The following is a 20,660-nucleotide window of genomic DNA, read 5'->3' on the forward strand; positions in this document are numbered from 1 at the left end:
GCGCCAAGCCCATTGTGTGGCTGGTTGAGTGAATGCGGGTGGTTCGGGTGTCGACGCACTGCCGAAAGAAACCGAACCGTTCACGCCTGTCATCCTGTCACTTACGGCGTGTCTTCGCGTCCAGAGGGTGCAAGCGTGTCGTTTGGCACACTGGTGCGAACAATACGAACGAATCAGGAGAGTCGACGTGGGCATGTTCAGCCGGTTTGCCAGACGGGGGTCGGCGAAGAAGAAGGGTGGAGTCAGCTCCGCCGATCGTCAGCACCTCGCCGACTGGACCCGGTCGCACATCGGTGTCGAGGCCTACGTGGAACCGGAGACCACCGTGACCCCGGTGACCGTCGTGCTCGTCGCGTCCGACGGAGAATGGACGCGACGAGCAGTGGGCGGCGACAAGGGAGCCCGCAAGCTGGGCGAAGACCTGAAGATCCCCGTCTACGACGTGCGCAAGGTCGGATACCCGCAGCGCATGCGTGATCACGATGCCCGCCAGAAGATCATCCGGCGGCGCGAACAGGGGCTGTGATCAGCCGTTCTCGGCGATGTCCTCGAGCACCGCGAACATCGTGCGGACCGGAACGCCCGTGCCGCCCTTCGACGTGTATCCGTGTGGTCCGGAGGTGTTGTAGGCAGGGCCGGCCACGTCGATGTGCGCCCACTGGACGCCGTCGGCGACGAACTCCTTCAGATACAGCGCCGCCGCGAGCATCCCGCCGAATCGGTGGTTCGTGACGTTCGCGATGTCGGCGACCTTGGAGTCGAGGTCGGCCCGCAGTTCCTTCGGCATCGGCATCGGCCAGGCGTCCTCGCCGACGTTCTGCGACAAGATCGCGACCCGGTCGCGGAACACCTCGGTGCCCATGACACCGGGCGTGCGGTTGCCGAGGGCGACGGTCTGCGCTCCGGTCAGCGTTGCGGTGTCGATGAGGTAGTCGGGGTTCTCCTCGCAGGCCCGCACCATCGCGTCGGCCAACACGAGTCGACCCTCCGCATCGGTGTTGATGACCTCGACGGTGGTGCCGCCGTACTGCGTCAGAACGTCTCCGGGCCGCTGCGCGGTGGCCGACGGCATGTTCTCCGCCATCGGTACCCACGCGGTCACGTCGAGAGGAAGCTTCAGCTTCGCGGCGAGAACCACGGTCGCGACGACGGCGGCAGCCCCCGCCATATCGGAGGTCATGTTCTCCATGCCCGCGGCCGGCTTGATCGAGATGCCGCCGGTGTCGAACGTGATGCCCTTGCCCACCAGGGCCACCGAGGGCGTGCCCCGCTTGCCGCCCTTGTAGGTCATCCGCACCAGGCGAGGCGGGCGCGACGATCCCTTGCCGACGCCGATGATGCCGCCGTACCCGCCCTTTTCCAGGGCCTTCTCGTCGAGGATCTGAACCGCGAGTCCCGCATCGGTGCCGAGCGCCTTGGCGCGATCGGCGAACTCCGCCGGAAACAGGTGGCTCGGTGGGGTGTTGACGAAGTCGCGCGCGGTGGCCACCGCGGCGGCGATCGCGAGACCGCGAGCGAGGGCGGACTTGGCGTCCGAGCTCCGCGGAGCGTCGACGAGCAACTCGATGCGGCGAACCGGCGCACCGTCCTCCTTGGGGGCGCTCTTGGACGACTTGAACTCGGTGAACTGGTACGCGCCGAGGAAGAACCCCTCCGCGCTGGCGCCGATGTCGAGCGTCGACAGCGTGGTCGTCGCCGTGTCGGTACCGGTCAGCGACCGAGCCGCGATGCCCGCTGCGCGACGCACGGAATCGGGGTTGCGCTCGTCGTCCGTTCCCATACCGACGGCGACGACGCTCGTCGCGCCGAGACCGGCCGGGGCGGGAACGCGGGTGAGCTGTTCGGCGCGACCCGTCGCACCCACGGCCTTGAGCGCCAGCAGCACGGCGGCGGCGTGATCACCGAGCAGAGATGCGCCGACAACCTGCAGTCCGTCGTCGGATTTGATCAACCCGACCACGACCACGTCGGTCTTGGCGCCGATCGCACCGGCCAGGGCGATCTCGGGTCCGAGCGTTCGGGACTGCTGGGTGCTCACGTGTACGTCTCCTCGTGGTTGTCGGTGGTATCCGATGCTAGGCGCACATTCCGGTCACCCTCCGGCCTCCCTGGCCGATTCGGCGACCGACCGTCGGCCTTCCCGCAGGTCCGATACGGTGCTCGTCATGGGTGAATTGCTGCAGGGACCTGTCCACGACCGCCACGTCGCACTCGGCGCGACGTTCGCGGAATTCGGAGGTTGGTCGATGCCGGTGTCGTACGCCGGAACGGTGAAAGAGCATGCGGCGGTTCGTGAGCGAGTCGGCCTGTTCGACGTGAGTCACCTCGGTAAGGCGTCGATCGTCGGGCCAGGCGCGGCCGCGTACGCGAACACCGCGTTCACCAACGACATTCGACGTATCGCTCCGGGCAAAGCGCAATACACGTTGTGCTGCACCGATTCCGGCGGTGTGATCGACGACCTGATCGCCTACGAGGTGAGCGAGGACGAGGTCTTCCTGGTCCCCAACGCTGCGAACACCGCGGCGATCGTGGCCGCGCTGACCGCCGGTGCGCCCGAGGGCGTCACCGTCACGGACCTGCACCGCTCCTACGGTGTGTTCGCGGTGCAGGGTCCGCGGTCCGCGGCCGTTCTGCAGGCACTCGGTCTGCCGACCGACCTCGAGTACATGGGCTTCGCCGACGCGCCCTTCGGTGACGGAACCGTGAGGGTGTGCCGCACCGGCTACACCGGCGAACACGGATACGAGCTGCTGCCCACCTGGGACGGCAGCGCCGCTCTGTTCGACGCGCTCGTGACCGCCGTCGGCGACGAAGGGGGAGAGGCCGCAGGCCTCGGCGCGCGCGACACCCTGCGTACCGAGATGGGCTATCCGCTGCACGGACACGAACTCTCGCAATCTATTTCGCCGCTCGAAGCCCGATGCGGGTGGGCCGTCGGATGGAAGAAGGACACGTTCTGGGGACGCGACGCGCTCGCCGCTCAGAAGGAGAACGGTGCACCGCGCACGCTCGTCGGGCTGCGGGCGAGCGGTCGCGGTGTGCTCCGGCCCGACCTGAACGTGATGCGAGACGGATCGACGGTCGGCGTCACCACGTCGGGCACGTTCTCACCCACCCTCAAAGCGGGAATCGCGCTCGCGCTGCTCGACACGTCCGCGGGGGTGTCGGTGGGCGATTCGGTCGAGGTGGACGTGCGCGGGCGGGCGGTGGCGTGCGACGTCGTGAAGCCGCCTTTCGTCGACACGAAGACGAAGTAGCAGGTGGATTAGGATGACCGCATGACTGGCGTTACCGAGTTCACCCGCGTCCCGCACCCATCACCGTTGGACGCGCGTGCGCGCGACGCCGTGCTCGCCGCGCCCGGGTTCGGCCGCTACTTCACCGACAACATGGTGGTCATCGACTACACGGTCGACAAGGGATGGCACAACGCCGTCGTGACCCCGTACGCGCCCTTCGAAATCGACCCGGCCGCAATGGTTCTGCACTACGGGCAGGCGATCTTCGAGGGCCTGAAAATCTACCGCCAGCCCGACGGCAGTCTGGCCTCGTTCCGTGTCGACGACAACGCCGAGCGCCTGCGGACGTCCGCAGCGCGTCTCGCGATGCCGGAGCTTCCCGCCGAGCTCTTCCGCGAGTCGATCCGTCAGCTGCTCGAGGTCGATCACGAGTGGGTTCCCGTTGCGGGCGGTGAGGACGCGCTGTACCTGCGGCCGTTCATGTTCGCGACCGAAGCGGGACTCGGCGTGCGTCCGGCGCATTCGTACCGCTACATGCTGATCGCTTCGCCCGCGGGCGCCTACTTTCCGCAGGGCGTCAAACCGGTCAGCGTCTGGCTCTCCACCGAGTACGTGCGCGCGGCTCCCGGCGGCACCGGTGCGGCGAAGTTCGCGGGCAACTACGCGGCCTCGCTTCTCGCCCAGGCGCAGGCGTCCGACGAAGGCTGCGATCAGGTGGTGTGGCTCGACGCCATCGAGCGCCGCTACGTCGAGGAGATGGGCGGGATGAACCTGTTCTTCGTCTTCGGAAGCGGCCCGGACGCGCGTCTGGTCACTCCGTCGCTGTCCGGCTCGTTGCTGCCCGGTATCACCAGGTCCTCGCTTCTCGCGTTGGCCACCGACGCCGGCTTCGCGATCGAGGAGCGCAAGATCGGGACCGACGAGTGGCAGAAGAAGGCCGACTCCGGCGAGATCACCGAGGTCTTCGCATGCGGAACCGCAGCGGTTATCACGCCGGTGGGTCGCGTCAAGTCCGCGGAAGGTGAGTTCACGATCGGCGGCGGCGAACCGGGCGAGCTCACGATGGCGTTGCGCGACACGTTGACCGGGATTCAGCGCGGAACGTTCGCGGACACCCACGGGTGGATGAGCACCCTGCGTCCCGCTCCCTGATCTCGGGTCTCACACCAGACACACGACCAGGATCAGGACGGTCGTCGACTCGATGACCGCTCCCAGAACATCGCCGACGAGCCCGCCGAAGCGTCGAACGCAGTGCCGGGTGAAGACGGCTGCGAACGCGAGAGCCGCCGCGACGGCGACCACACCGAGCCACCAGCGGTCGGGTGTTGCCATGGCTCCGGCAGCCAGTGCCACGACGGACCACGCGGCGACGACGCCGAGACGCTGAGTCCCGGCGACCAACGATCCGAAGCCGGACTCGTTCGCGGCAGTGATACCGACTCGGCACGATCCGACCACGGCCACCCGGCTCGTCAGAAGCGCGATCACGATGGCCGCGTACCAGCCGCGATCGGCCAGTTCGCCGATCGCGACGGCTCCGGACCCGAGAGTCAGGATCAGCGCCGCGACGCCGAACGGCCCTGCGCCACCGGACTTCATGACGGCCTGCGCGCGTTCGGGAGGGCCGTAACACCCGAGCCCGTCGACGGTGTCCGACAGGCCGTCGATGTGCATTCCGCGGGTTGCCAGCGCATGGGCCGCGACCGCGAGGAAGCCCGCGAGGGGTGCAGGAAGGCCGGCGACGGTGCCCACCCAGGCGACGACTGCCACCATCGCCCCGAGGACGAGGCCGATCACCGGCGTCGCGGCGATCACGCGTCGACCGTCGTCGCGGTCGACCGAGTCCGGACCGCGCACCGGCAGAACGGTCAGCCACGACGCCGCGAGGCGCAGGCCGTCGAGCACTACGCCTCGGTACTCACACCGGCGTCGGCGAACGTCGCCATGCCGTTCAGGGTCGCGACGGCGCCCGTCACGATCGGGAGCGCCATCAATGCACCGGACCCCTCGCCGAGCCGCATCGACAGCTCCACCACCGGCTCCATGCGCAGATGCGTCAGCGCGAGCGAGTGTGCGGGTTCGGTCGATCGGTGCCCGGCGATCCACCACTCCTTGGCGTTCGCCGCGATGTCGTTCGCGATCAGCGCCGCCGCGGTGACGACGACTCCGTCCAGAACGACCGGGGTCTTGCGCACCGCGGCCTGGATCAGGAAGCCGGCCATGGCCGCGAAGTCGGCTCCGCCCACGGCGCCGACGAGAGCGTAAGGGTCCCGGAGAACCGGACGGGCGCGGCGCATGGCATCGCGAATCGCGGCGGTCTTGCGCGACCAGCCCTCGTCGTCGATTCCCGTGCCCCGTCCCACCGCGGCGACCGGTTCGGTGCTGGTGAGCGAGGCGATCAGAACCGTTGCGGGCGTGGTGTTTCCGATACCCATGTCGCCCGCGATGAGGAGGTCGGCACCTCCGTCGACCTCCTCGTCGGCAATGGCCCGGCCGGCGGTGAAGGCAGCCGTGGTCTCGTCGGGGGTGAGGGCGTCCTCGCGATCGATGGACCCGCTCGACCGGCGAACCTTGTGGGCGGACACCGACGGGTCGGTATCGGCGTCGACCGCGATGTCGACCACCCGCACGCTCGCGCCGGCGACGGAGGCGAGGACGTTGACGGCAGCGCCCCCGCCGAGGATGTTGGCCACCATCTGCGCGGTGACCTCGGTCGGATAGGCGGACACGCCTCCTCGGGCGACGCCGTGGTCGCCGGCGAACACCACCACGCGGGGACGTTCGAACAGGTGCGGTGGGCACTGACCCTGGCACGCCGACACCCATTCCGCGATCGTCTCGAGGCGGCCGAGGGAACCGGCGGGTTTGGTCAAGTTGGTCTGCCGCTCACGCGCAGCCGCCGCCGCCGACGCGTCGGGCACCTCGACCGGTGCGAACAGGTCAGCCGAATCCGTTGTCACCGTTGGCCTTTCGTTTTGAGTTCGACGGCAAGACCAGCGACGACGAGACGCACGGAATCGCACTGGTCTGCGAGGCGGGAGTTGAGAGAACCGATCTCGTCCCGGAACAGTCTCCCTGCAGCCGATTCCGGGACGACGCCGAGGCCCACTTCCGGGGTGACGAGCACGAGTTCACCGTCGAATTGCGCCACGGCAGAGACGAGATCGTCGACCGCAGGGGTGATGGTTCCGCGTGGACTGTCCCATGCGTTCAGATCGTCGAACGCCCCGGTCAGCCACGTGCCCAGATCGTCGACGAGCGTCGGACCCCGGTACGAAACGGACAGCAGCGCAGCCAGATCGGCGGCTGCGGACGTCTCGACGGTCACCCAGTGATCGGGTCGACGGTCTCGGTGACGGTCGATCCGAGCGTTCCAGTCGTCGTCCGAAGGATCCCGCCGGCCGGTGGCGACATACCGAACGGTCGCCGCCTCGGTCACCAAACCTTCGGCGTGAGCGGACTTTCCGGACCGGGCACCCCCGAGGATCAGCGATCGCATCGGTCCGTCGGTCAGACTGCGTCTCCGGGGCCCACGCGGGGCTTCGGGGCGCGCATCTTACGAATCTGCGACGCGCGGACGAACGTGTACCAACCGAGCTTGAAACCGCCGTCGGCGGTGTCCGGGAAGCGCTCTCGCACCTGATTGTTGACCCGACGGCCGAGAAGGTATCCGTCGATTCCCATGAACACCATCATGATGAGCATCGCGAGCGTGACGATCGACTGAATTGCCGGCGTCAGGAACATCGCGACGATGAGCAGCAGGGCGAGCGGCATGAACAGGCCCACCAGGTTGCGACGCGAATCGACGATGTCTCGTGCGAACCCGCGGACCGGTCCCTTGTCGCGGGGGAGGAGGTACTTGTCCTCGCCGGCGAGCATCTTCGCTCGACGCTCCGCCGCGGTCGCGCGGCGCTCGGCAGAGGCCTGCTTGCGCTCTTCCTTCGATCCTCGGGTGGCCTTGCGACGTGCCCGCGCCTCCTTGGCGGTGAGCGGCGCCGGAGCGACCGGCCCGCGCCGCCGCGCCTCGGCGTCACGACGCTTCGGAGTCGGCCGTCCCTTACCGAGACTGACGGTCTCCTCGACCGAGGTCTCGGTGATCTCCGGGTCGACGTTCTCCGACTTGTCGGAGCTTCCGAGGGGAAATAGCTTCACGCCCTCCAGGTTATTCGACGACCCCCCTTCGGTGAACACCGGATGTCCGACTTCTTCGACGTGCTCGCACGGTTCGTCGGCCCTAATATCCCTCCGATGCGCGTCATGATCGCCCCGGACTCCTTCGGCGAAACCCTCACCGCCGTACAGGCGGCTCACGCCATCGCCGACGGGTGGGCGTCGGCTCGTCCGGACGACGACCTGGTGCTGATGCCGCAGTCGGACGGTGGGCCGGGATTCGTCGACGTCCTCGCCACCCGCGGCGGGGACGTGCGCACCGAGCACGTCAGCGGACCGCTGGTGGAGGCGGTCGACGCTCGATGGCTTCTGGCGGGCGACACGGCATTCATCGAGGTGGCGCAGGCGTGCGGCCTCGGATTGCTCGGGGGAGCGCCGGACCCGCAGACCTCGCTGTCCGCGCACAGCCGCGGAGTCGGAGAGCTGATCGACGCTGCCCTGAGCGCCGGCGCGACCACCGTCGTCGTGGGTCTGGGTGGCAGCAGCTGCACCGACGGCGGACGCGGCCTGGTTCGAGCGCTCGGCGGTCTGGGGGAGGCGATGTCGAAGCTGCGCGACGTGGAGGTGGTGGTGGCGTCGGACGTCGAGAATCCGCTGCTCGGACCCCACGGCGCCGCGGCGGTGTTCGGGCCGCAGAAGGGCGCCGACGCGGCCGCGCTCGCAATCCTGGAGGACCGCAACGCCGACTGGGCCGAAGTGTTGCGCGCCGTCACCGGAAAGCCGGTGGACGAGATGGACGGAGCCGGCGCCGCGGGCGGCATCGGAGCAGCGCTGCTCGCGCTCGGCGGCCATCGGCGTTCGGGAGCCGAACTGGTGGCCGAGTACACGGACCAGGACGCCGTACTCGGTGACGTCGATCTCGTCCTGACCGGCGAAGGAAAGTTCGATTCGCAGTCCCTGCGCGGGAAGCTGGTGACCGCACTCGCGTCGGCCGGGGGACGATACGACGTCCGAACCGTCGTCCTGGCCGGTCAGGTCGTCCTCACCGATCAGCAGGTGAAGGACGCAGGAGTCGTCTCGGCGCACTCGGTGACCGAGTTCGCCGGCTCGATCGAGCTGGCGATGTCCGATGCGCGCAACCAACTCACCGCCCTGGCCACGCACGTCGCATCCCAGTGGCACTGATGAGTCCCAGTGGCACTGATGATCTGCCTACCCGCATGCATCGTGTGGAATAGAGGGTGCGGGAGTACCGTTGACAGTGTTCGCGGGTCTTGTACGAACGATAGGGAGAGCCCATGACTGTGCAGAACGATGTCGCCACGAGCGACGTCTCGACCGAAGACGTGGCCACCCACGCCGTCATCATGACCGAGGCCGCGTCCTCGAAGGCGAAAGCGTTGCTCGACCAGGAAGGTCGTGACGATCTCGCACTTCGCATCGCCGTCCAGCCCGGTGGCTGCGCCGGCCTGCGTTACCAGCTCTTCTTCGACGATCGCTCGCTCGACGGCGACCTCGTCAAGGACTTCGGCGGCGTCACGCTGGCCGTCGACCGCATGAGCGCGCCGTACGTAGAGGGTGCATCCATCGACTTCGTCGACACCATCGAGAAGCAGGGGTTCACGATCGACAACCCCAACGCCACCGGGTCCTGCGCCTGCGGCGACTCGTTCAACTGACGTAGTTTCATCGAATCACCGGTCCGCAGCGCGGGCCGGTGATTTGTTGTCGGAACTGTGGGTAGCCTGCGGGTGTACGACGATCTTCTATCGAAAGGCCCGTTCGTGACCATCGCCGTCTCCGGCTCGATCGCCACCGATCACCTCATGCGTTTCCCCGGTCGGTTCGCCGACCAGTTTCTCGCCGACCAGCTCGCGCACGTGTCGCTGAGCTTCCTCGTCGACGACTTGGTGATCCGTCGCGGCGGTGTTGCCGGCAACATCTCGTACGCGATGGGCGTCCTCGGCGGTTCGCCGTTGCTGGTGGGGTCGGTCGGCGCCGACTTCGCCACCGAGTACCAGCCGTGGCTCGAATCCAACGGGGTCGACTGCAGCGCCGTCGCGGTCTCGGCCTCGCAGCACACCGCACGTTTCGTCTGCACCACCGACGAGGACATGGCGCAGATCGCCTCGTTCTACCCCGGTGCGATGAGCGAGTCGGGCAACATCTCGATCACCGACCTCGTCGCGAAACACGATCTCGAACTCGTGCTGATCGGTGCCCACGATCCCGACGGCATGATCACCCACACCCAGCAGTGCCGCGACGCTGGTCTGCCGTTCGCGGCCGACCCGTCGCAACAGCTCGCGCGGTTGACCGGTGACCAGGCACGCGCCCTGATCACGGGGGCGAAGTACCTGTTCTGCAACGAGTACGAGTGGGGCCTGCTGAAGCAGAAGACCGGGCTCAGCGAGTCCGAGGTCCGGGACATGGTCGAACTGCGCGTGACCACACTCGGCAAGCGCGGAGTCGACATCGTCGGCGCCGACGGAACCGACGTGCACGTCTCCGTCGTGCCGGAGACCAGCAAGGTCGACCCGACCGGCGTCGGCGACGGTTTCCGCGCCGGTTTCCTGTACGCGCGCACCCGCGGTCTGTCGCTCGAACGTGCTGCCCAGCTCGGCTCGTTCGTTGCCGTTCTCATCCTCGAGACCACGGGAACGCAGGAATGGACCCTCGTACGCGAGGACGCGATCAAGCGCCTCGGCGACGCCTACGGCTCCGACGTGGCGTCCGAGATCGCGGAAATTCTTCCCGCGTAGTCGATCGGCCCCCGACCTACCCGGTCAGAGCCTGACCGGGTAGGTCGGCTCTGCGATGGTGGGCACGATGCGCTTCTCGACGAAGATGCCGTGCCACACCATGAAGATCAGCACGGTCCACAACCGGCGGCTGTGGTCGACGCGGCCTTCGCGGTGTTCGTTCAGCATCGCCACGATGGCCGGCTTGTGCAGCAGGTGCTCGGTCGCCGAGTCCGCGATCTGTTGGTGTGCCCAGTCGAACAGTTCCGGACCGCGCAGCCAATGCCGTAGCGGCACAGGGAAACCGAGCTTCGCCCGGTTCAACACGTGGGCGGGCACGATACCGTCCAGTGCGCGCCGCAGGGCGTACTTCGTAGTCGTCTTGGTGATCTTCTGCTCCAACGGCAGCTGCTCGGCAACGGCGAACACCTCGGGATCGAGGAACGGAACTCGCAGCTCCAACGAGTTGGCCATGGTGATCTTGTCGGCCTTGACCAAGATGTCGCCGCGAAGCCACGTGAACAAATCCAAGTGCTGCATCCTGGCCACCGGATCCCAGCCCGCCGATTCGGCGTAGATCGGTGCCGTGACGTCGGTGTGCGTCCACTCGGGCTTGAAATCGCGCAGTACGGAACGCAATTGAGCGTCGTTGAAGCTGCGCGCGTTCCCGTAGTAGCGCTCTTCGAGCGACATCGAACCCCGGTTCAGCAAGCTCTTCCCGCGGGTACCGTCCGGAATGCGCTCGCTCAGCCGTCCGGCCATCTTGCGCAGACCGCCGGGTAAAGCGTCGAACGGTTTGAGCGACAACGGCTCCCGATAAATCGTGTACCCGCCGAACAGCTCGTCGGCGCCCTCACCGGACAACACGACCTTGACGTGCTTGCGCGCTTCCTTCGCGACGAAGTAGAGCGGCACCAGGGCAGGATCGGCCACGGGATCGTCGAGGTACCAGACGATCTCGGGAATCGACGACGCGAACTCCTCCGGCCCCACCACCCGAACGATGTGCCGGGCACCGATCAGCTCGGCCGACTCCGCGGCCACGTCCACCTCGGAATACCCGTCGCGCTCGAAGCCCGTCGTGAAGGTGATCAGGTTGGGGTTGTGGCGCATTGCGAGGGCAGCGATGGCCGTCGAGTCGATTCCGCCCGACAGGAACGAGCCGACGGTGACGTCTGCGCGCATGTGCTTGGCGACGGAATCCTCGAGTGCCTCGGCGATCTCCCGGTAGCGCTTTTCCTCCGTGCCGGCGGCGAACGGGCGGATGGGGAAGGTCGGCCGGAAGTATCGAACGGGCTCGATCGACCCGCCCGGTCGCACACGGGCATACGTGCCCGATTCGAGTCGTCGAATGCAAGCGTGCAGCGTCTCCGGCTCGGGGACGTACTGCAGAACGGTGTAGTGCTCGATCGCGCGCGGATCGAGTTCCTCGCCCAATCCGAGCGGGGTGAGGAGTTCGAGAATGCTCTTCTTCTCGCTGCCGAACGCCGTGCCACCCGGACCGGTCGCGTAGAAGAGGGGCTTGATGCCGAACGGATCACGCGCCAGGAAGAGCTCGCGTGTCTCGGTGTCCCACAGTGCGATGGCGAACATGCCCCGCAGTCGGCGTACGGCGTCGTCGCCCCAGTAGTGCAGCGCGGCGACCACTGCCTCGCTGTCGCCCTCGGTGGAAAAGACGGCACCGTGCTCACGAGCGAGCGTGTCGCGGATCTCGAGGTAGTTGTAGATCTCACCGTTGAACGTCAGCGCGTACCGGGTCGGGTTCTCCGCCGGTCCCCACCGCAAAGGCTGGTGCGAGTGCTCGATGTCGATGATGGCCAGTCGGTTGAACCCGAAAGCGAGATCGCCGTCGTGCCAGGTCCCGGGGTCGTCCGGACCACGGTGGCGCATGCAATGGCTGGCCTCGCCGACGGCATCGACCACATCCTCCGCGGATGCGTTCGGCGTCAAAAGTCCAAGCAGTCCACACACAGTCGTCTGTCCTCTTTCGGTATTCGGGGGCCCCGTGGATCCCGGTCGAGTATGCCGCACCGACGCCTGTTCCTCGGGCACGGTCGACGCGCCGCAGCAGGTCGACCCGGCATCCAATAGTGGCTCGCTTTGGTCTACGCTGCGTAGTACATGGAGCGTGTCCCGTGCGAGCCCTCGCCCGGCGATCCTCGACTCGACGTGGTGAATGAGGAAGGCGTGAACGTGACGCAAAGTGTTGGATCCGGCAGTCGAATCGTGAGGCGGGCCGGTTTGGTCGTCGCACTCGGCATGGCCGCCCTGACGTTGTCGGGCTGTGGCATCGACAACAGCGTCCTGCGTTTCGGTTGGCCCTCGGGCGTGACCCCGCAGGCCACCCGCATGCGCGAGCTGTGGACGTGGTCCGTCATCGCCGCGCTCGTCATGGGCGTGATCGTGTGGGGCCTCACCTTCTGGACGGTGATGTTCCACCGCAAGAAGAAGGACTCACCCGAGTTCCCGCGCCAGACGGCATACAACGTGCCGCTCGAGCTGTTCTACACGGCCGTGCCGTTCGTCATCATCGCCGTGCTGTTCTACTTCACCGTCGTCGTCCAGAACTTCGTCAACGACAAGCAGGACAACCCCAACGTCGTCGTCGACATCACCGCCTACCAGTGGAACTGGAAGTTCGGTTACCGCACGATCGACATGCAGGACGGCTCCGCCAAGTACAACGGCATCGACGAGGAGAAGGAAGCCTCCGCCGAAGCCCAGGGCAGCACCCCCGAGGGAGAAGAGCCCGGACCTGTGTTCGGCCGCGAGGAGTCCGACCTCTCGTACCTCCAGTACGACAAGATCGAGACGGTCGGATCGAGCAACGAGATCCCCGTCCTGGTCCTCCCGGTCGGAAAGCGCATCGAGTTCCAGATGGCTTCCTCGGACGTCATCCACGCGTTCTGGGTTCCGGAGTTCCTCTTCAAGCGCGACGTCATGCCGAACCCGAAGGCCAACCACTCGGACAACATCTTCCAGATCAGCGAGATCGAGAAGGAAGGCGCCTTCGTCGGGCGTTGCGCCGAGATGTGCGGCACCTACCACTCGATGATGAACTTCGAAGTGCGTGCCGTCAGCGAGCAGGACTTCAAGACCTACTTCGCAGCACGTGAATCCGGATCCACGAACGCGCAGGCTTTGGCGGCAATCGGCCAGTCCCCGGTTTCGACCACGACGGTTCCGTTCAACACGGACCGCACCGTCAAGTCGGCCACCGTGGCGGAAGGAAACTGACATGAAGATCGAAGCGAAACTCTTCGAGATCCTGACGGTGTTCTTCATCCTCACCGGCATCCTGTACGGCGTCTTCACCGGCTTCTCCCGTACCGGAATCGAATGGGCCGGACTCACGGCCATCGTGCTGACGGCCGGCCTGACGCTGATCATCGGCACGTACTTCCGCTTCGTGGCTCGTCGTCTCGACACCCGCCCCGAGGACTACGACGACGCCGAAATCGCCGACGGCGCAGGCGACCTGGGCTTCTTCAGCCCCGGAAGCTTCTGGCCCATCCTGCTGGCCGCCGCGGCCGCATTCATGGGCCTGGCATTCGCGTTCTTCGAGCCGTGGATGCTGGCCCTCGGCGCCGTCGCCATCATCGCCGCAGCTGCCGGCCTGGTCTTCGAGTACCACCTGGGACCCGAGAAGCACTGACAGAGTCTGTCGAGCGGGCCGTACCTTCGGGTGCGGCCCGTTTTGCTGTGTGGGGGTGGCGCAGGTTTTTGGGCACCTTGGATTGCGTTGGGCATCGCCGATCGGGGGTGTGTGGGGCGAATCGGGGTGCCCGGGCGCTGGGGGGCGGTCGTCGAAGTGCAGGGAGGTTCCCCGGCAGCAGCGTTTGATTGCAGTCGTCGAGCGCTGGACGGCCAGTCCCGGTGCACCTCGGATCGATTCGGGCACCGCCGATTGCGTGGGCCTTGCCTGGCACCGGCAGGGGTGCACACAGCGGTCGTATAGGCGCCGTGAGAGGCCGGTGGGTGCTCTGTTTGTAGTGGTCTGCGACTCGGGCACCCCGGATAGCTTCGGGCACCGCCGATTGCAGATGCGTGGGACCAATGGGAGTGCCCGGAGCCGGCGGCCCGGCCTCCGGGCTGATGGCCAAGTTCGATGACCGCTGGCGTGCAGCGCGGTCGGTGGGGGAGTGGAGCACCTCGGATCACCCCGCGCCCCTCCGACAGCGGATGCACAGAGCGAACCGAGCCATCCAGGCCCGTTCGATAGCCGATTGCGTTCCCGCGTTCCCTACAGGCCTCTCGAACACACAGAAGGCTCGCGGACGCAGCCACAGACAGCAAAGAGGGCGCCACCCACTCGGGGTGACGCCCTCTTGGAGGACCTACGGCGAAGGCCTAGTGACCGTTGCCGTTGGAGCCGTTCCCGTTGCTGTGCCCGTTCGAGCCGCTCCCGTTGCTGTGCCCGTTCGAGCCGTGACCGTTGCCGTTGGTGGCCAAGGTCTTGGTCTGGAGCTCGCGCAGCATGGTGAGCTGGTCGTGCTCGCCCTGGTGCAAGGCCTGCTCGTGTGCGCGGCTCTCCTCGATCGGGTCGGGAGTGAAGATGCTGCCGGAGCCGGGCTTGCCGGCCGAACCGAGCTTGTTCATCTTCTTCGGGACCGCGGCACCCTGGTACTCGAGGGGGATCGGGTGGCCGTGATCGTCCACCGGGCCGAGGGGCTGGTGGATCTCGACGAATGCGCCGGTGGGCAGACGCTTGATCACACCGGTCTCGATGCCGTGCTCGAGCACCTGACGGTCGCTGCGCTGGAGTCCGATGCAGAACCGGTAGGCGACGAAGTACGCGATCGGCGGAACGATGAGCATTCCGATACGACCTGCCCATGTCATCGCGTTCAACGAGATGTCGAACTTGTACGCGATGATGTCGTTCACACACGAGAGCGTGAGCACGACGTAGAACGCGATCGCCATGGCGCCGACGCCGGTGCGAACCGGAACGTCACGCGGGCGCTGCAGCAGGTTGTGGTGTGCGTCGTCCTTGGTGAAGCGCTTCTCGATCCACGGGTACGCGATCATGATCGCGAACACGAGACCCATGATGAGAGCGACGGCGAACACCGCGGGGATCATGTAGTTGCCGATGTAGAGCTCCCACGCCGGCCACAGTCGAGCGAGGCCGTCGGTCCACATCATGTAGAAGTCGGGCTGCGAACCTGCGGAGACCTGCGCCGGGTTGTACGGGCCGAGGGCCCAGACCGGGTTGATCTGCAGCACGCCGCCCATGACCGCGAGAACACCGAAGGTCATCGCGAAGAACGCGCCGGACTTGACCGCGAAGACCGGGAGAATACGAACGCCGACGACGTTCTTCTCGGTGCGGCCGGGGCCGGGGAACTGCGTGTGCTTCTGGTACCAGACCAGTGCGAGGTGAGCTGCGATGAGGGCGAGGATGATGCCCGGCAGCAGCAGCACGTGCGCGATGTAGAGGCGCGGGATGATGATCGTGCCGGGGAAGTCGCCGTCGAAGATCAGCCAGTGCATCCACGAACCGATGACCGGGATGCTGATCGTGATGCCGGAGAACGCCGCACGAAGACCGGTGCCGGAGAGCAGGTCGTCGGGGAGCGAGTAACCGAAGAAGCCCTCGAACATCGCCAGGATGAGGATGAGCGAGCCGATGACCCAGTTGGCCTCACGCGGGCGACGGAATGCTCCGGTGAAGAAGATGCGGAACATGTGCACGATGATCGAGCACGCGAACAGCAGTGCCGCCCAGTGGTGGATCTGACGGATGAACAGACCGCCACGCACCTCGAACGACAGGTTGAGCGTGGTCTCGTACGCCTTCGTCATCTCCACGCCGCGCAACGGCGCGTAGGCACCGTTGTAGGTGACCTCCGCCATCGAGGGGTCGTAGAACAGCGTCAGGTACACGCCCGAGATGAGCAGGATCACGAAGCTATACAGCGCGATCTCGCCGAGCAGGAAGGACCAGTGTGTGGGGAAGACCTTGTTGATCTGCCGCCGCATACCGGGGGACAGGTGATATCTCGAATCGACTCCTTCGGCCTGCTTGGCCGCGAGAGTCGCGATGGATGGACTCATGGGGTTCCCTCCTGCTAACCGGAAGTGTGAACACCTGCGGGCCGCTCCCAGAAAGCGGGGCCGAGGGGTTCGAGGAAGTCGCTGGTTGCCACGAGATATCCGTCCGTGTTTACAGATATCGGGAGCTGGGGGAGAGCGCGTGCGGCAGGGCCGAACACCGGCTTGGCGTATTCCAGAGCATTGAACTGCGACTGATGGCAGGGGCAGAGAATGCGGTTGGTCTGCTGCTCGTAGAGCGAGGTCGGGCAGCCGAGGTGCGTGCAGATCTTCGAGTAGGCGAAGTAGTCGCCGTAGTTGAAGCTCTCCTGACCCTTGCGCTTGATGACGCGATCGGCATCCTCGGTGCGCAGGCGGATCAACATGACCGCGTTACGAATGCCCTTGAGCGAATGCAGCAAGGCTTCCTCGTCGCCGCGGTCCGACTCGCGGAAGGGGAAAACGGTCTCCATAGCACCTGCGTCCATGTCCTCGGGACGCACCAGCACGATGTCGTCTGCACGACCGGTGTATCGCCGAAGGTAGATAGTTTCTCCAGGGTACTTCGGAGTCCAGTCCGATACCCAGAGAGAAGAATCATCTCCCTGCGCCCACGGATTCTTGATCAAGCCACCGAGCGGCATGATCGCCATGATTCCGAGGGCGCCGCCACCGAAGAACAGGCTGCGCTTGATGAGCTTGCGGCGCCCGAGGGTGGAGGTGTCGAAGGAGTCACCGAGTTCGGCGACCAGAGTCTTCTGATCCACGGTGCTCGAGCCGCCGTCGTGGCGGTCCTGGATGGACACCTCTTCGGGGATGAACTTCTTCGTGAACTGCACCGCCGCGACGCCGACACCGAGGATCGCCAGACCCATGGTGAGACCGATGAGCGGGGTGTAGAGGCTGTAGAGCCCGTAGTTCTCGTCGCCGATGCCGGCGTACTGCCACGGCCAGAACAGGTAGATCGCGACGAAGGCGATCGCGGAGATCCCGGCGAGGAGAACCCACGCGGCGACGTTGCGCTCGGCACGCTTCTCCGCCTTGGTACCCGGCACGGGCCAGCGGTTACGGCGGAATGCGACGTCGACACCGTCGAGGTTCGTTCCGAGCTTGACGAGCTCGTCACGGCTCATGCCGGCGAGTTCCTCGTCGGAGTACGTCCGCGTGGTGTCCATCATTCCGCGATCGGTGGGATCGACGGCTGTGGTGCCGTCGTCCGGACGGTTTTCGTCGCTCATGACCTGGCTCCGATCCAAATTGCTGCGCCGATGACTGCGCCGATGCCGACGATCCAGATGGCGAGAGCTTCGGTGCTGGGCCCGAAGCCGCCGAGGCCGTATCCGCCCTGCGGCGCCGTGTCCGACGACGACTTCACGTAGGCGATGATGTCTTCCTTCTCCTCGGGCGAGAGCTGCCTGTCGGAGAACTTCGGCATGTTCTGGGGGCCGGTCACCATGGCCTGGTAGATCTGCTGCTCGTTCGCGGGATCGAGGTTCGGGGCAAACTTGCCACCGGACAGTGCGCCGCCGCGGCCGGTGAAGTTGTGGCAGGACGCGCAGTTGAGGCGGAACAGCTCACTGCCTCGGGCGACGTCTCCGCCGACGAGCGACTCCTGCGCGATCTCGCCGTTCTCGTCACGGATGACCGTCGGGCCGCCGCCGTTGGCCTGAATGTAGGCACCGAGTGCGTCGACCTGAGCCTCGTTGTACTTCGGGGCCTTGCGCAGAGCCTGCGCCTCGTTCTTCGCCATGGGCATGCGGCCGGACGACACCTGGAAGTAGACCGCAGCCTCGCCGACGCCGATGAGGCTCGGGCCGCGGTCGGTCACGCCCTGCAGGTTCGCGCCATGGCACGTCACGCACGACGTGTCGTAGATCTGCTGACCCTCGCGCACGAGTGCGGCGGAGTCTTCCTGCGCAGTGGCGACCTGCGCATCGGGGGTGAGGGCTGCGGCCAGGAAACCTGCACCGACCAGACCCATCAAGAGAACGAGAGCACCGCTGACGCGACGCTTGGCCTTGCGCTTGCGCCTCACCTGAGTCGCGGCGGCAGCGTCGGCGCCACCGGCCACGCTGTCGTCGCCGGGTGATGCGGGGGAAGTTGAGCTCATCTGTATCCCTTGTCGTGTCGGGACGGCTGGTCCTGTCGTTCTGTGGCGCCGGATCGAGCTGTTTCCGGTCTGTGAAGAATTCGACGCCACGGGGTGATGCGGGTGAAGCGGTGGAGCTGAGCTAGCGGATGAAGTAGATCGTCGCGAACAGGGCGATCCAGACGATGTCGACGAAGTGCCAGTAGTAGGACACCACGATTGCTGCCGTTGCCTGTGCCGGCGTGAACTTGCTGACCAGGGTGCGGGTGATGAGGAAGACGAAGGCGATCAAGCCGCCGATGACGTGCAGGCCGTGGAAGCCGGTCGTGATGTAGAAGACCGAGCCGTACACGCTGCTCGAGAGCGTCGTGCCCTCGTGCACCAGGTGGTAGTACTCGTAACCCTGGCCGGCGACGAAGAACGCGCCCATGATCAGGGTGAGGACGTACCAGCGGCGCAGGCCGAAGACGTCGCCGCGCTCCGCGGCGAACACGCCGAGCTGGCAGGTGAACGACGACGCGATCAGCACTGCCGTCACGGGCACCGCGAGCGCGAGGTTCAACTCCGTCGGCTCCGGCGGCCAGTTTCCTGCTGCCTGGGCCCTCGCGACGAAATACATCGCGAACAGGCCGGCAAAGAACATCAGCTCACTGGACAGCCACACGATGGTGCCCACGCTGACCATGTTGGGTCGGTTCAGCGAGTGCACGCGCTGGGTGATGGCGGATCCCGAAGTCCCTACTGCGCTCGTCACAGAGAGAAGTATGACCCGTCGTAGTACGGATGGCATACCCGGGTCCGGCTGTGGCGCGTCGGGCCTCGACAGGAGCCCTGCTCGGCGTCTCGGCCGGTCTGACGACCAGCGCTGGAGGAGGCTTCTGGCAGGCTGAACGTCATGGCTGTCGCACGCAAGGAACGTTGGTGGCGTCGGCTGTTCGGGAAGGGTTCGGCAGCGGACCTGGACCCGGCCAGGACCGACCTCGTGGTGGTCGCGTCGTGCTTCGACGACGCCGAGGCGGCCAGTACGACTCTCGATCGTGCCGAGGCGACGGATCCGAAGTGGGCGAGAGACGAGCAGGTCGTTCTGCGCCACCATCTGGTACTCCCCGCCGACACGATCGACGACGCCGTGGCCGTGGCCGCGCAGGACGGGTACAGCGAGCCGGAGTCGGGTCCGCCTCGCGCGGAATCGACGCCGCCCGACGTCGAGAACGGACGGAGCCTGGTGTTGCAGCGCGTGCAGGTGCTCGACGCACTGCACTGTTCTCAGGAACGGTCACGGATGGCGGGTCTGGCTCAGCGGCGCGGCGGCGTGGTGGCCGGGTGGGACGCCTTGCAACCGGCGGCGACTGCCGACCGGTAGTCGCGATGGGCGCCCACTAGGCTCGCATCCCATGACTGCTCCTCGCGCATGGCCGTACGTGCTCGGCGAACTCACAGCCGGTCACGATCTGTCACCGGACGACACCGCCTGGGCGATGGACGAGATCATGAGCGACAACGCGACGTCCGCGCAGATCGCGGCGTTCGGCGTCGCGCTGAAGATGAAGGGCTTGACCTCGGGGGAGTTGACCGGACTCGCCGACTCGATGCTCGCTCACTCCGTCGCCGTACCGATCGACGCGGATGTGGTGGACATCGTGGGAACGGGAGGCGATCGGTCGCACACGGTCAACATTTCCACCATGTCGTCGATCGTCGTCGCGGCCAGCGGTATTCGCGTCGTCAAGCACGGCAACCGCGCCGCCTCGTCGAAGAGCGGCGGGGCCGACCTGCTCGAAAAGCTCGGCGTCCGAATCGATCTCGGGCCTGCGCAGGTCGCGGCGAGCGTCGCGGCCTTGGGAATCGGGTTCTGCTTTGCGCCGGTGTTTCATCCGGCACTTCGTTTCGCCGGGGCGCCGCGCAAGGAGATCGGCATTCCGACCGTGTTCAACGTGCTCGGACCGCTCACCAATCCCGCCCGTCCACGCGCCGGTCTGGTCGGGTGCGCCTTTCCCGAACTCATCGAGGTCATCGCGGGAGTGTTTGCCGCACGGGGCAATTCGGTGTTGGTGGTGCGCGGCGACGACGGTCTGGACGAGATCACGACGTCGAGTACGTCGCACGTCTACGTCGTCGAGAACGGATCGGTGACCTTGACGAGGCTCGATCCTCGTGAACTCGGGATCGCGCGCGTGGCTCTCGACGCGCTGCGCGGCGGAGACGCCGAAACCAATGCCGCCATCGCCCGGCGCACCTTCGCGGGCGAGCAGGGAGCGGTACGCGACTCCGTACTACTGAATGCGGGTGCCGCCATCGCCGCGTTCCGCGGTGTGAACGGCGATCTGACGGCAGCCCTGGCGGACGGCATCGCCACGGCCGCCGCGACGATCGACTCGGGTGCGGCCGAGCGGCTGCTGCACGACTGGGCCGCCCTGACGCACACGCTCTAGCGGC

Annotated in this window: 20 protein-coding genes; 10 read left to right on the forward strand and 10 right to left on the reverse strand. The window is 66.5% G+C overall.

Annotated elements, in window-relative coordinates:
* Positions 1-187: 187 nt before the first annotated feature.
* Positions 188-526, forward strand: a complete 339-nt coding sequence (locus AC59JP_RS02745) for an oxidoreductase (protein ID WP_497324092.1) — start codon at positions 188-190, stop codon at positions 524-526.
* On the opposite strand, the gene AC59JP_RS02750 is transcribed toward AC59JP_RS02745, so the two are convergent.
* Positions 527-2,038: a leucyl aminopeptidase gene (locus AC59JP_RS02750; RefSeq protein WP_497324093.1), complete on the reverse strand. Its 1,512-nt coding sequence runs from the start codon at positions 2,036-2,038 to the stop codon at positions 527-529.
* A 127-nt stretch (positions 2,039-2,165) separates the two neighbouring features.
* Here AC59JP_RS02750 and gcvT point away from each other — a divergent pair, with 127 nt between their 5' ends.
* Together gcvT and AC59JP_RS02760 are read left to right on the forward strand one after the other, a co-directional pair.
* Positions 2,166-3,260, forward strand: coding sequence for a glycine cleavage system aminomethyltransferase GcvT (gene gcvT, locus AC59JP_RS02755; protein WP_497324094.1), 1,095 nt, complete (start codon positions 2,166-2,168; stop codon positions 3,258-3,260).
* A gap of 21 nt (positions 3,261-3,281) precedes the next feature.
* Positions 3,282-4,394, forward strand: a complete 1,113-nt coding sequence (locus AC59JP_RS02760) for a branched-chain amino acid aminotransferase (protein ID WP_497324095.1) — start codon at positions 3,282-3,284, stop codon at positions 4,392-4,394.
* A gap of 9 nt (positions 4,395-4,403) precedes the next feature.
* On the opposite strand, the gene AC59JP_RS02765 is transcribed toward AC59JP_RS02760, so the two are convergent.
* The 4 genes from AC59JP_RS02765 to AC59JP_RS02780 are packed head-to-tail and all read right to left on the reverse strand — an operon-like array spanning position 4,404 to position 7,400.
* A complete protein-coding gene (locus AC59JP_RS02765) occupies positions 4,404-5,150 on the reverse strand; it encodes an adenosylcobinamide-GDP ribazoletransferase (RefSeq protein ID WP_497324096.1) in 747 nt (248 codons plus the stop codon).
* A complete protein-coding gene (cobT, locus tag AC59JP_RS02770; protein ID WP_497324097.1) occupies positions 5,150-6,205 on the reverse strand; it encodes a nicotinate-nucleotide--dimethylbenzimidazole phosphoribosyltransferase in 1,056 nt (351 codons plus the stop codon). Before cobT ends, AC59JP_RS02765 begins: the two co-directional genes overlap by 1 nt.
* Positions 6,202-6,744, reverse strand: coding sequence for a bifunctional adenosylcobinamide kinase/adenosylcobinamide-phosphate guanylyltransferase (gene cobU, locus AC59JP_RS02775; protein WP_497324098.1), 543 nt, complete (start codon positions 6,742-6,744; stop codon positions 6,202-6,204). Before cobU ends, cobT begins: the two co-directional genes overlap by 4 nt.
* An 11-nt stretch (positions 6,745-6,755) precedes the next feature.
* Complete coding sequence (locus AC59JP_RS02780) at positions 6,756-7,400, reverse strand: DUF3043 domain-containing protein (protein ID WP_497324099.1); 645 nt, start codon at positions 7,398-7,400, stop codon at positions 6,756-6,758.
* Positions 7,401-7,496: 96 nt separating this feature from the next.
* Between AC59JP_RS02780 and AC59JP_RS02785 the strand changes: the two genes are divergently transcribed.
* From AC59JP_RS02785 to AC59JP_RS02795, 3 genes are all read left to right on the forward strand, one after another.
* Positions 7,497-8,543: a glycerate kinase family protein gene (locus tag AC59JP_RS02785; protein ID WP_497324841.1), complete on the forward strand. Its 1,047-nt coding sequence runs from the start codon at positions 7,497-7,499 to the stop codon at positions 8,541-8,543.
* A 113-nt stretch (positions 8,544-8,656) separates the two neighbouring features.
* Positions 8,657-9,037: a HesB/IscA family protein gene (locus AC59JP_RS02790; protein ID WP_497324100.1), complete on the forward strand. Its 381-nt coding sequence runs from the start codon at positions 8,657-8,659 to the stop codon at positions 9,035-9,037.
* A gap of 105 nt (positions 9,038-9,142) precedes the next feature.
* Positions 9,143-10,120 (forward strand): carbohydrate kinase family protein, encoded by a 978-nt coding sequence (locus AC59JP_RS02795; protein WP_497324101.1) that lies wholly within the window; start codon positions 9,143-9,145, stop codon positions 10,118-10,120.
* Positions 10,121-10,144: 24 nt separating this feature from the next.
* Here the strand turns inward: AC59JP_RS02795 and asnB are convergent, their stop codons facing one another.
* On the reverse strand, positions 10,145-12,070 hold the full coding sequence (gene asnB, locus AC59JP_RS02800; RefSeq protein ID WP_497324102.1) for an asparagine synthase (glutamine-hydrolyzing): 1,926 nt from the start codon (positions 12,068-12,070) through the stop codon (positions 10,145-10,147).
* Positions 12,071-12,220: 150 nt separating this feature from the next.
* Between asnB and ctaC the strand changes: the two genes are divergently transcribed.
* Both ctaC and AC59JP_RS02810 read left to right on the forward strand, forming a co-directional pair.
* Positions 12,221-13,336, forward strand: coding sequence for an aa3-type cytochrome oxidase subunit II (gene ctaC / locus AC59JP_RS02805; protein ID WP_497324103.1), 1,116 nt, complete (start codon positions 12,221-12,223; stop codon positions 13,334-13,336).
* A 1-nt stretch (position 13,337) separates the two neighbouring features.
* The gene (locus AC59JP_RS02810) at positions 13,338-13,754 is read left to right on the forward strand and encodes a cytochrome c oxidase subunit 4 (RefSeq protein ID WP_497324104.1); all 417 of its coding nucleotides are present in this window, start codon (positions 13,338-13,340) and stop codon (positions 13,752-13,754) included.
* A gap of 695 nt (positions 13,755-14,449) precedes the next feature.
* Here AC59JP_RS02810 and qcrB read toward each other — a convergent pair.
* From qcrB to ctaE, 4 genes are all read right to left on the reverse strand, one after another.
* Positions 14,450-16,159: a cytochrome bc1 complex cytochrome b subunit gene (gene qcrB, locus AC59JP_RS02815; RefSeq protein WP_497324106.1), complete on the reverse strand. Its 1,710-nt coding sequence runs from the start codon at positions 16,157-16,159 to the stop codon at positions 14,450-14,452.
* Between the two features lie 14 nt (positions 16,160-16,173).
* Positions 16,174-17,313: a cytochrome bc1 complex Rieske iron-sulfur subunit gene (gene qcrA / locus AC59JP_RS02820; RefSeq protein ID WP_497324842.1), complete on the reverse strand. Its 1,140-nt coding sequence runs from the start codon at positions 17,311-17,313 to the stop codon at positions 16,174-16,176.
* A 56-nt stretch (positions 17,314-17,369) separates the two neighbouring features.
* Positions 17,370-18,245 carry a cytochrome bc1 complex diheme cytochrome c subunit gene (gene qcrC, locus AC59JP_RS02825; RefSeq protein WP_497324107.1) on the reverse strand — a complete coding sequence of 292 codons (876 nt, stop codon included), beginning with the start codon at positions 18,243-18,245 and terminating at the stop codon, positions 17,370-17,372.
* 121 nt (positions 18,246-18,366) lie between these two features.
* Positions 18,367-18,978 carry an aa3-type cytochrome oxidase subunit III gene (gene ctaE / locus AC59JP_RS02830; RefSeq protein WP_188544562.1) on the reverse strand — a complete coding sequence of 204 codons (612 nt, stop codon included), beginning with the start codon at positions 18,976-18,978 and terminating at the stop codon, positions 18,367-18,369.
* A gap of 141 nt (positions 18,979-19,119) precedes the next feature.
* Between ctaE and AC59JP_RS02835 the strand changes: the two genes are divergently transcribed.
* Together AC59JP_RS02835 and trpD are read left to right on the forward strand one after the other, a co-directional pair.
* Positions 19,120-19,587, forward strand: a complete 468-nt coding sequence (locus AC59JP_RS02835) for a hypothetical protein (protein WP_497324108.1) — start codon at positions 19,120-19,122, stop codon at positions 19,585-19,587.
* 31 nt (positions 19,588-19,618) lie between these two features.
* Positions 19,619-20,656, forward strand: coding sequence for an anthranilate phosphoribosyltransferase (trpD, locus tag AC59JP_RS02840; protein WP_497324109.1), 1,038 nt, complete (start codon positions 19,619-19,621; stop codon positions 20,654-20,656).
* Positions 20,657-20,660: the final 4 nt, after the last annotated feature.

It is taken from the genome of Rhodococcus sp. 320_ES (genome assembly GCF_059691855.1).

Bases quoted from the DNA above. Each gene is read 5' to 3' on its own strand.
- gcvT (WP_497324094.1), top strand. From the start codon at position 2,166: ATGGGTGAATTGCTGCAGGGACCTGTCCACGACCGCCACGTCGCACTC.
- AC59JP_RS02760 (WP_497324095.1), top strand. From the start codon at position 3,282: ATGACTGGCGTTACCGAGTTCACCCGCGTCCCGCACCCATCACCGTTG.
- cobU (WP_497324098.1), bottom strand. From the start codon at position 6,744: ATGCGATCGCTGATCCTCGGGGGTGCCCGGTCCGGAAAGTCCGCTCAC.
- AC59JP_RS02785 (WP_497324841.1), top strand. From the start codon at position 7,497: ATGCGCGTCATGATCGCCCCGGACTCCTTCGGCGAAACCCTCACCGCC.
- AC59JP_RS02790 (WP_497324100.1), top strand. From the start codon at position 8,657: ATGACTGTGCAGAACGATGTCGCCACGAGCGACGTCTCGACCGAAGAC.
- ctaC (WP_497324103.1), top strand. From the start codon at position 12,221: ATGGAGCGTGTCCCGTGCGAGCCCTCGCCCGGCGATCCTCGACTCGAC.
- AC59JP_RS02810 (WP_497324104.1), top strand. From the start codon at position 13,338: ATGAAGATCGAAGCGAAACTCTTCGAGATCCTGACGGTGTTCTTCATC.
- qcrB (WP_497324106.1), bottom strand. From the start codon at position 16,159: ATGAGTCCATCCATCGCGACTCTCGCGGCCAAGCAGGCCGAAGGAGTC.
- qcrA (WP_497324842.1), bottom strand. From the start codon at position 17,313: ATGATGGACACCACGCGGACGTACTCCGACGAGGAACTCGCCGGCATG.
- qcrC (WP_497324107.1), bottom strand. From the start codon at position 18,245: ATGAGCTCAACTTCCCCCGCATCACCCGGCGACGACAGCGTGGCCGGT.
- AC59JP_RS02835 (WP_497324108.1), top strand. From the start codon at position 19,120: ATGGCTGTCGCACGCAAGGAACGTTGGTGGCGTCGGCTGTTCGGGAAG.
- trpD (WP_497324109.1), top strand. From the start codon at position 19,619: ATGACTGCTCCTCGCGCATGGCCGTACGTGCTCGGCGAACTCACAGCC.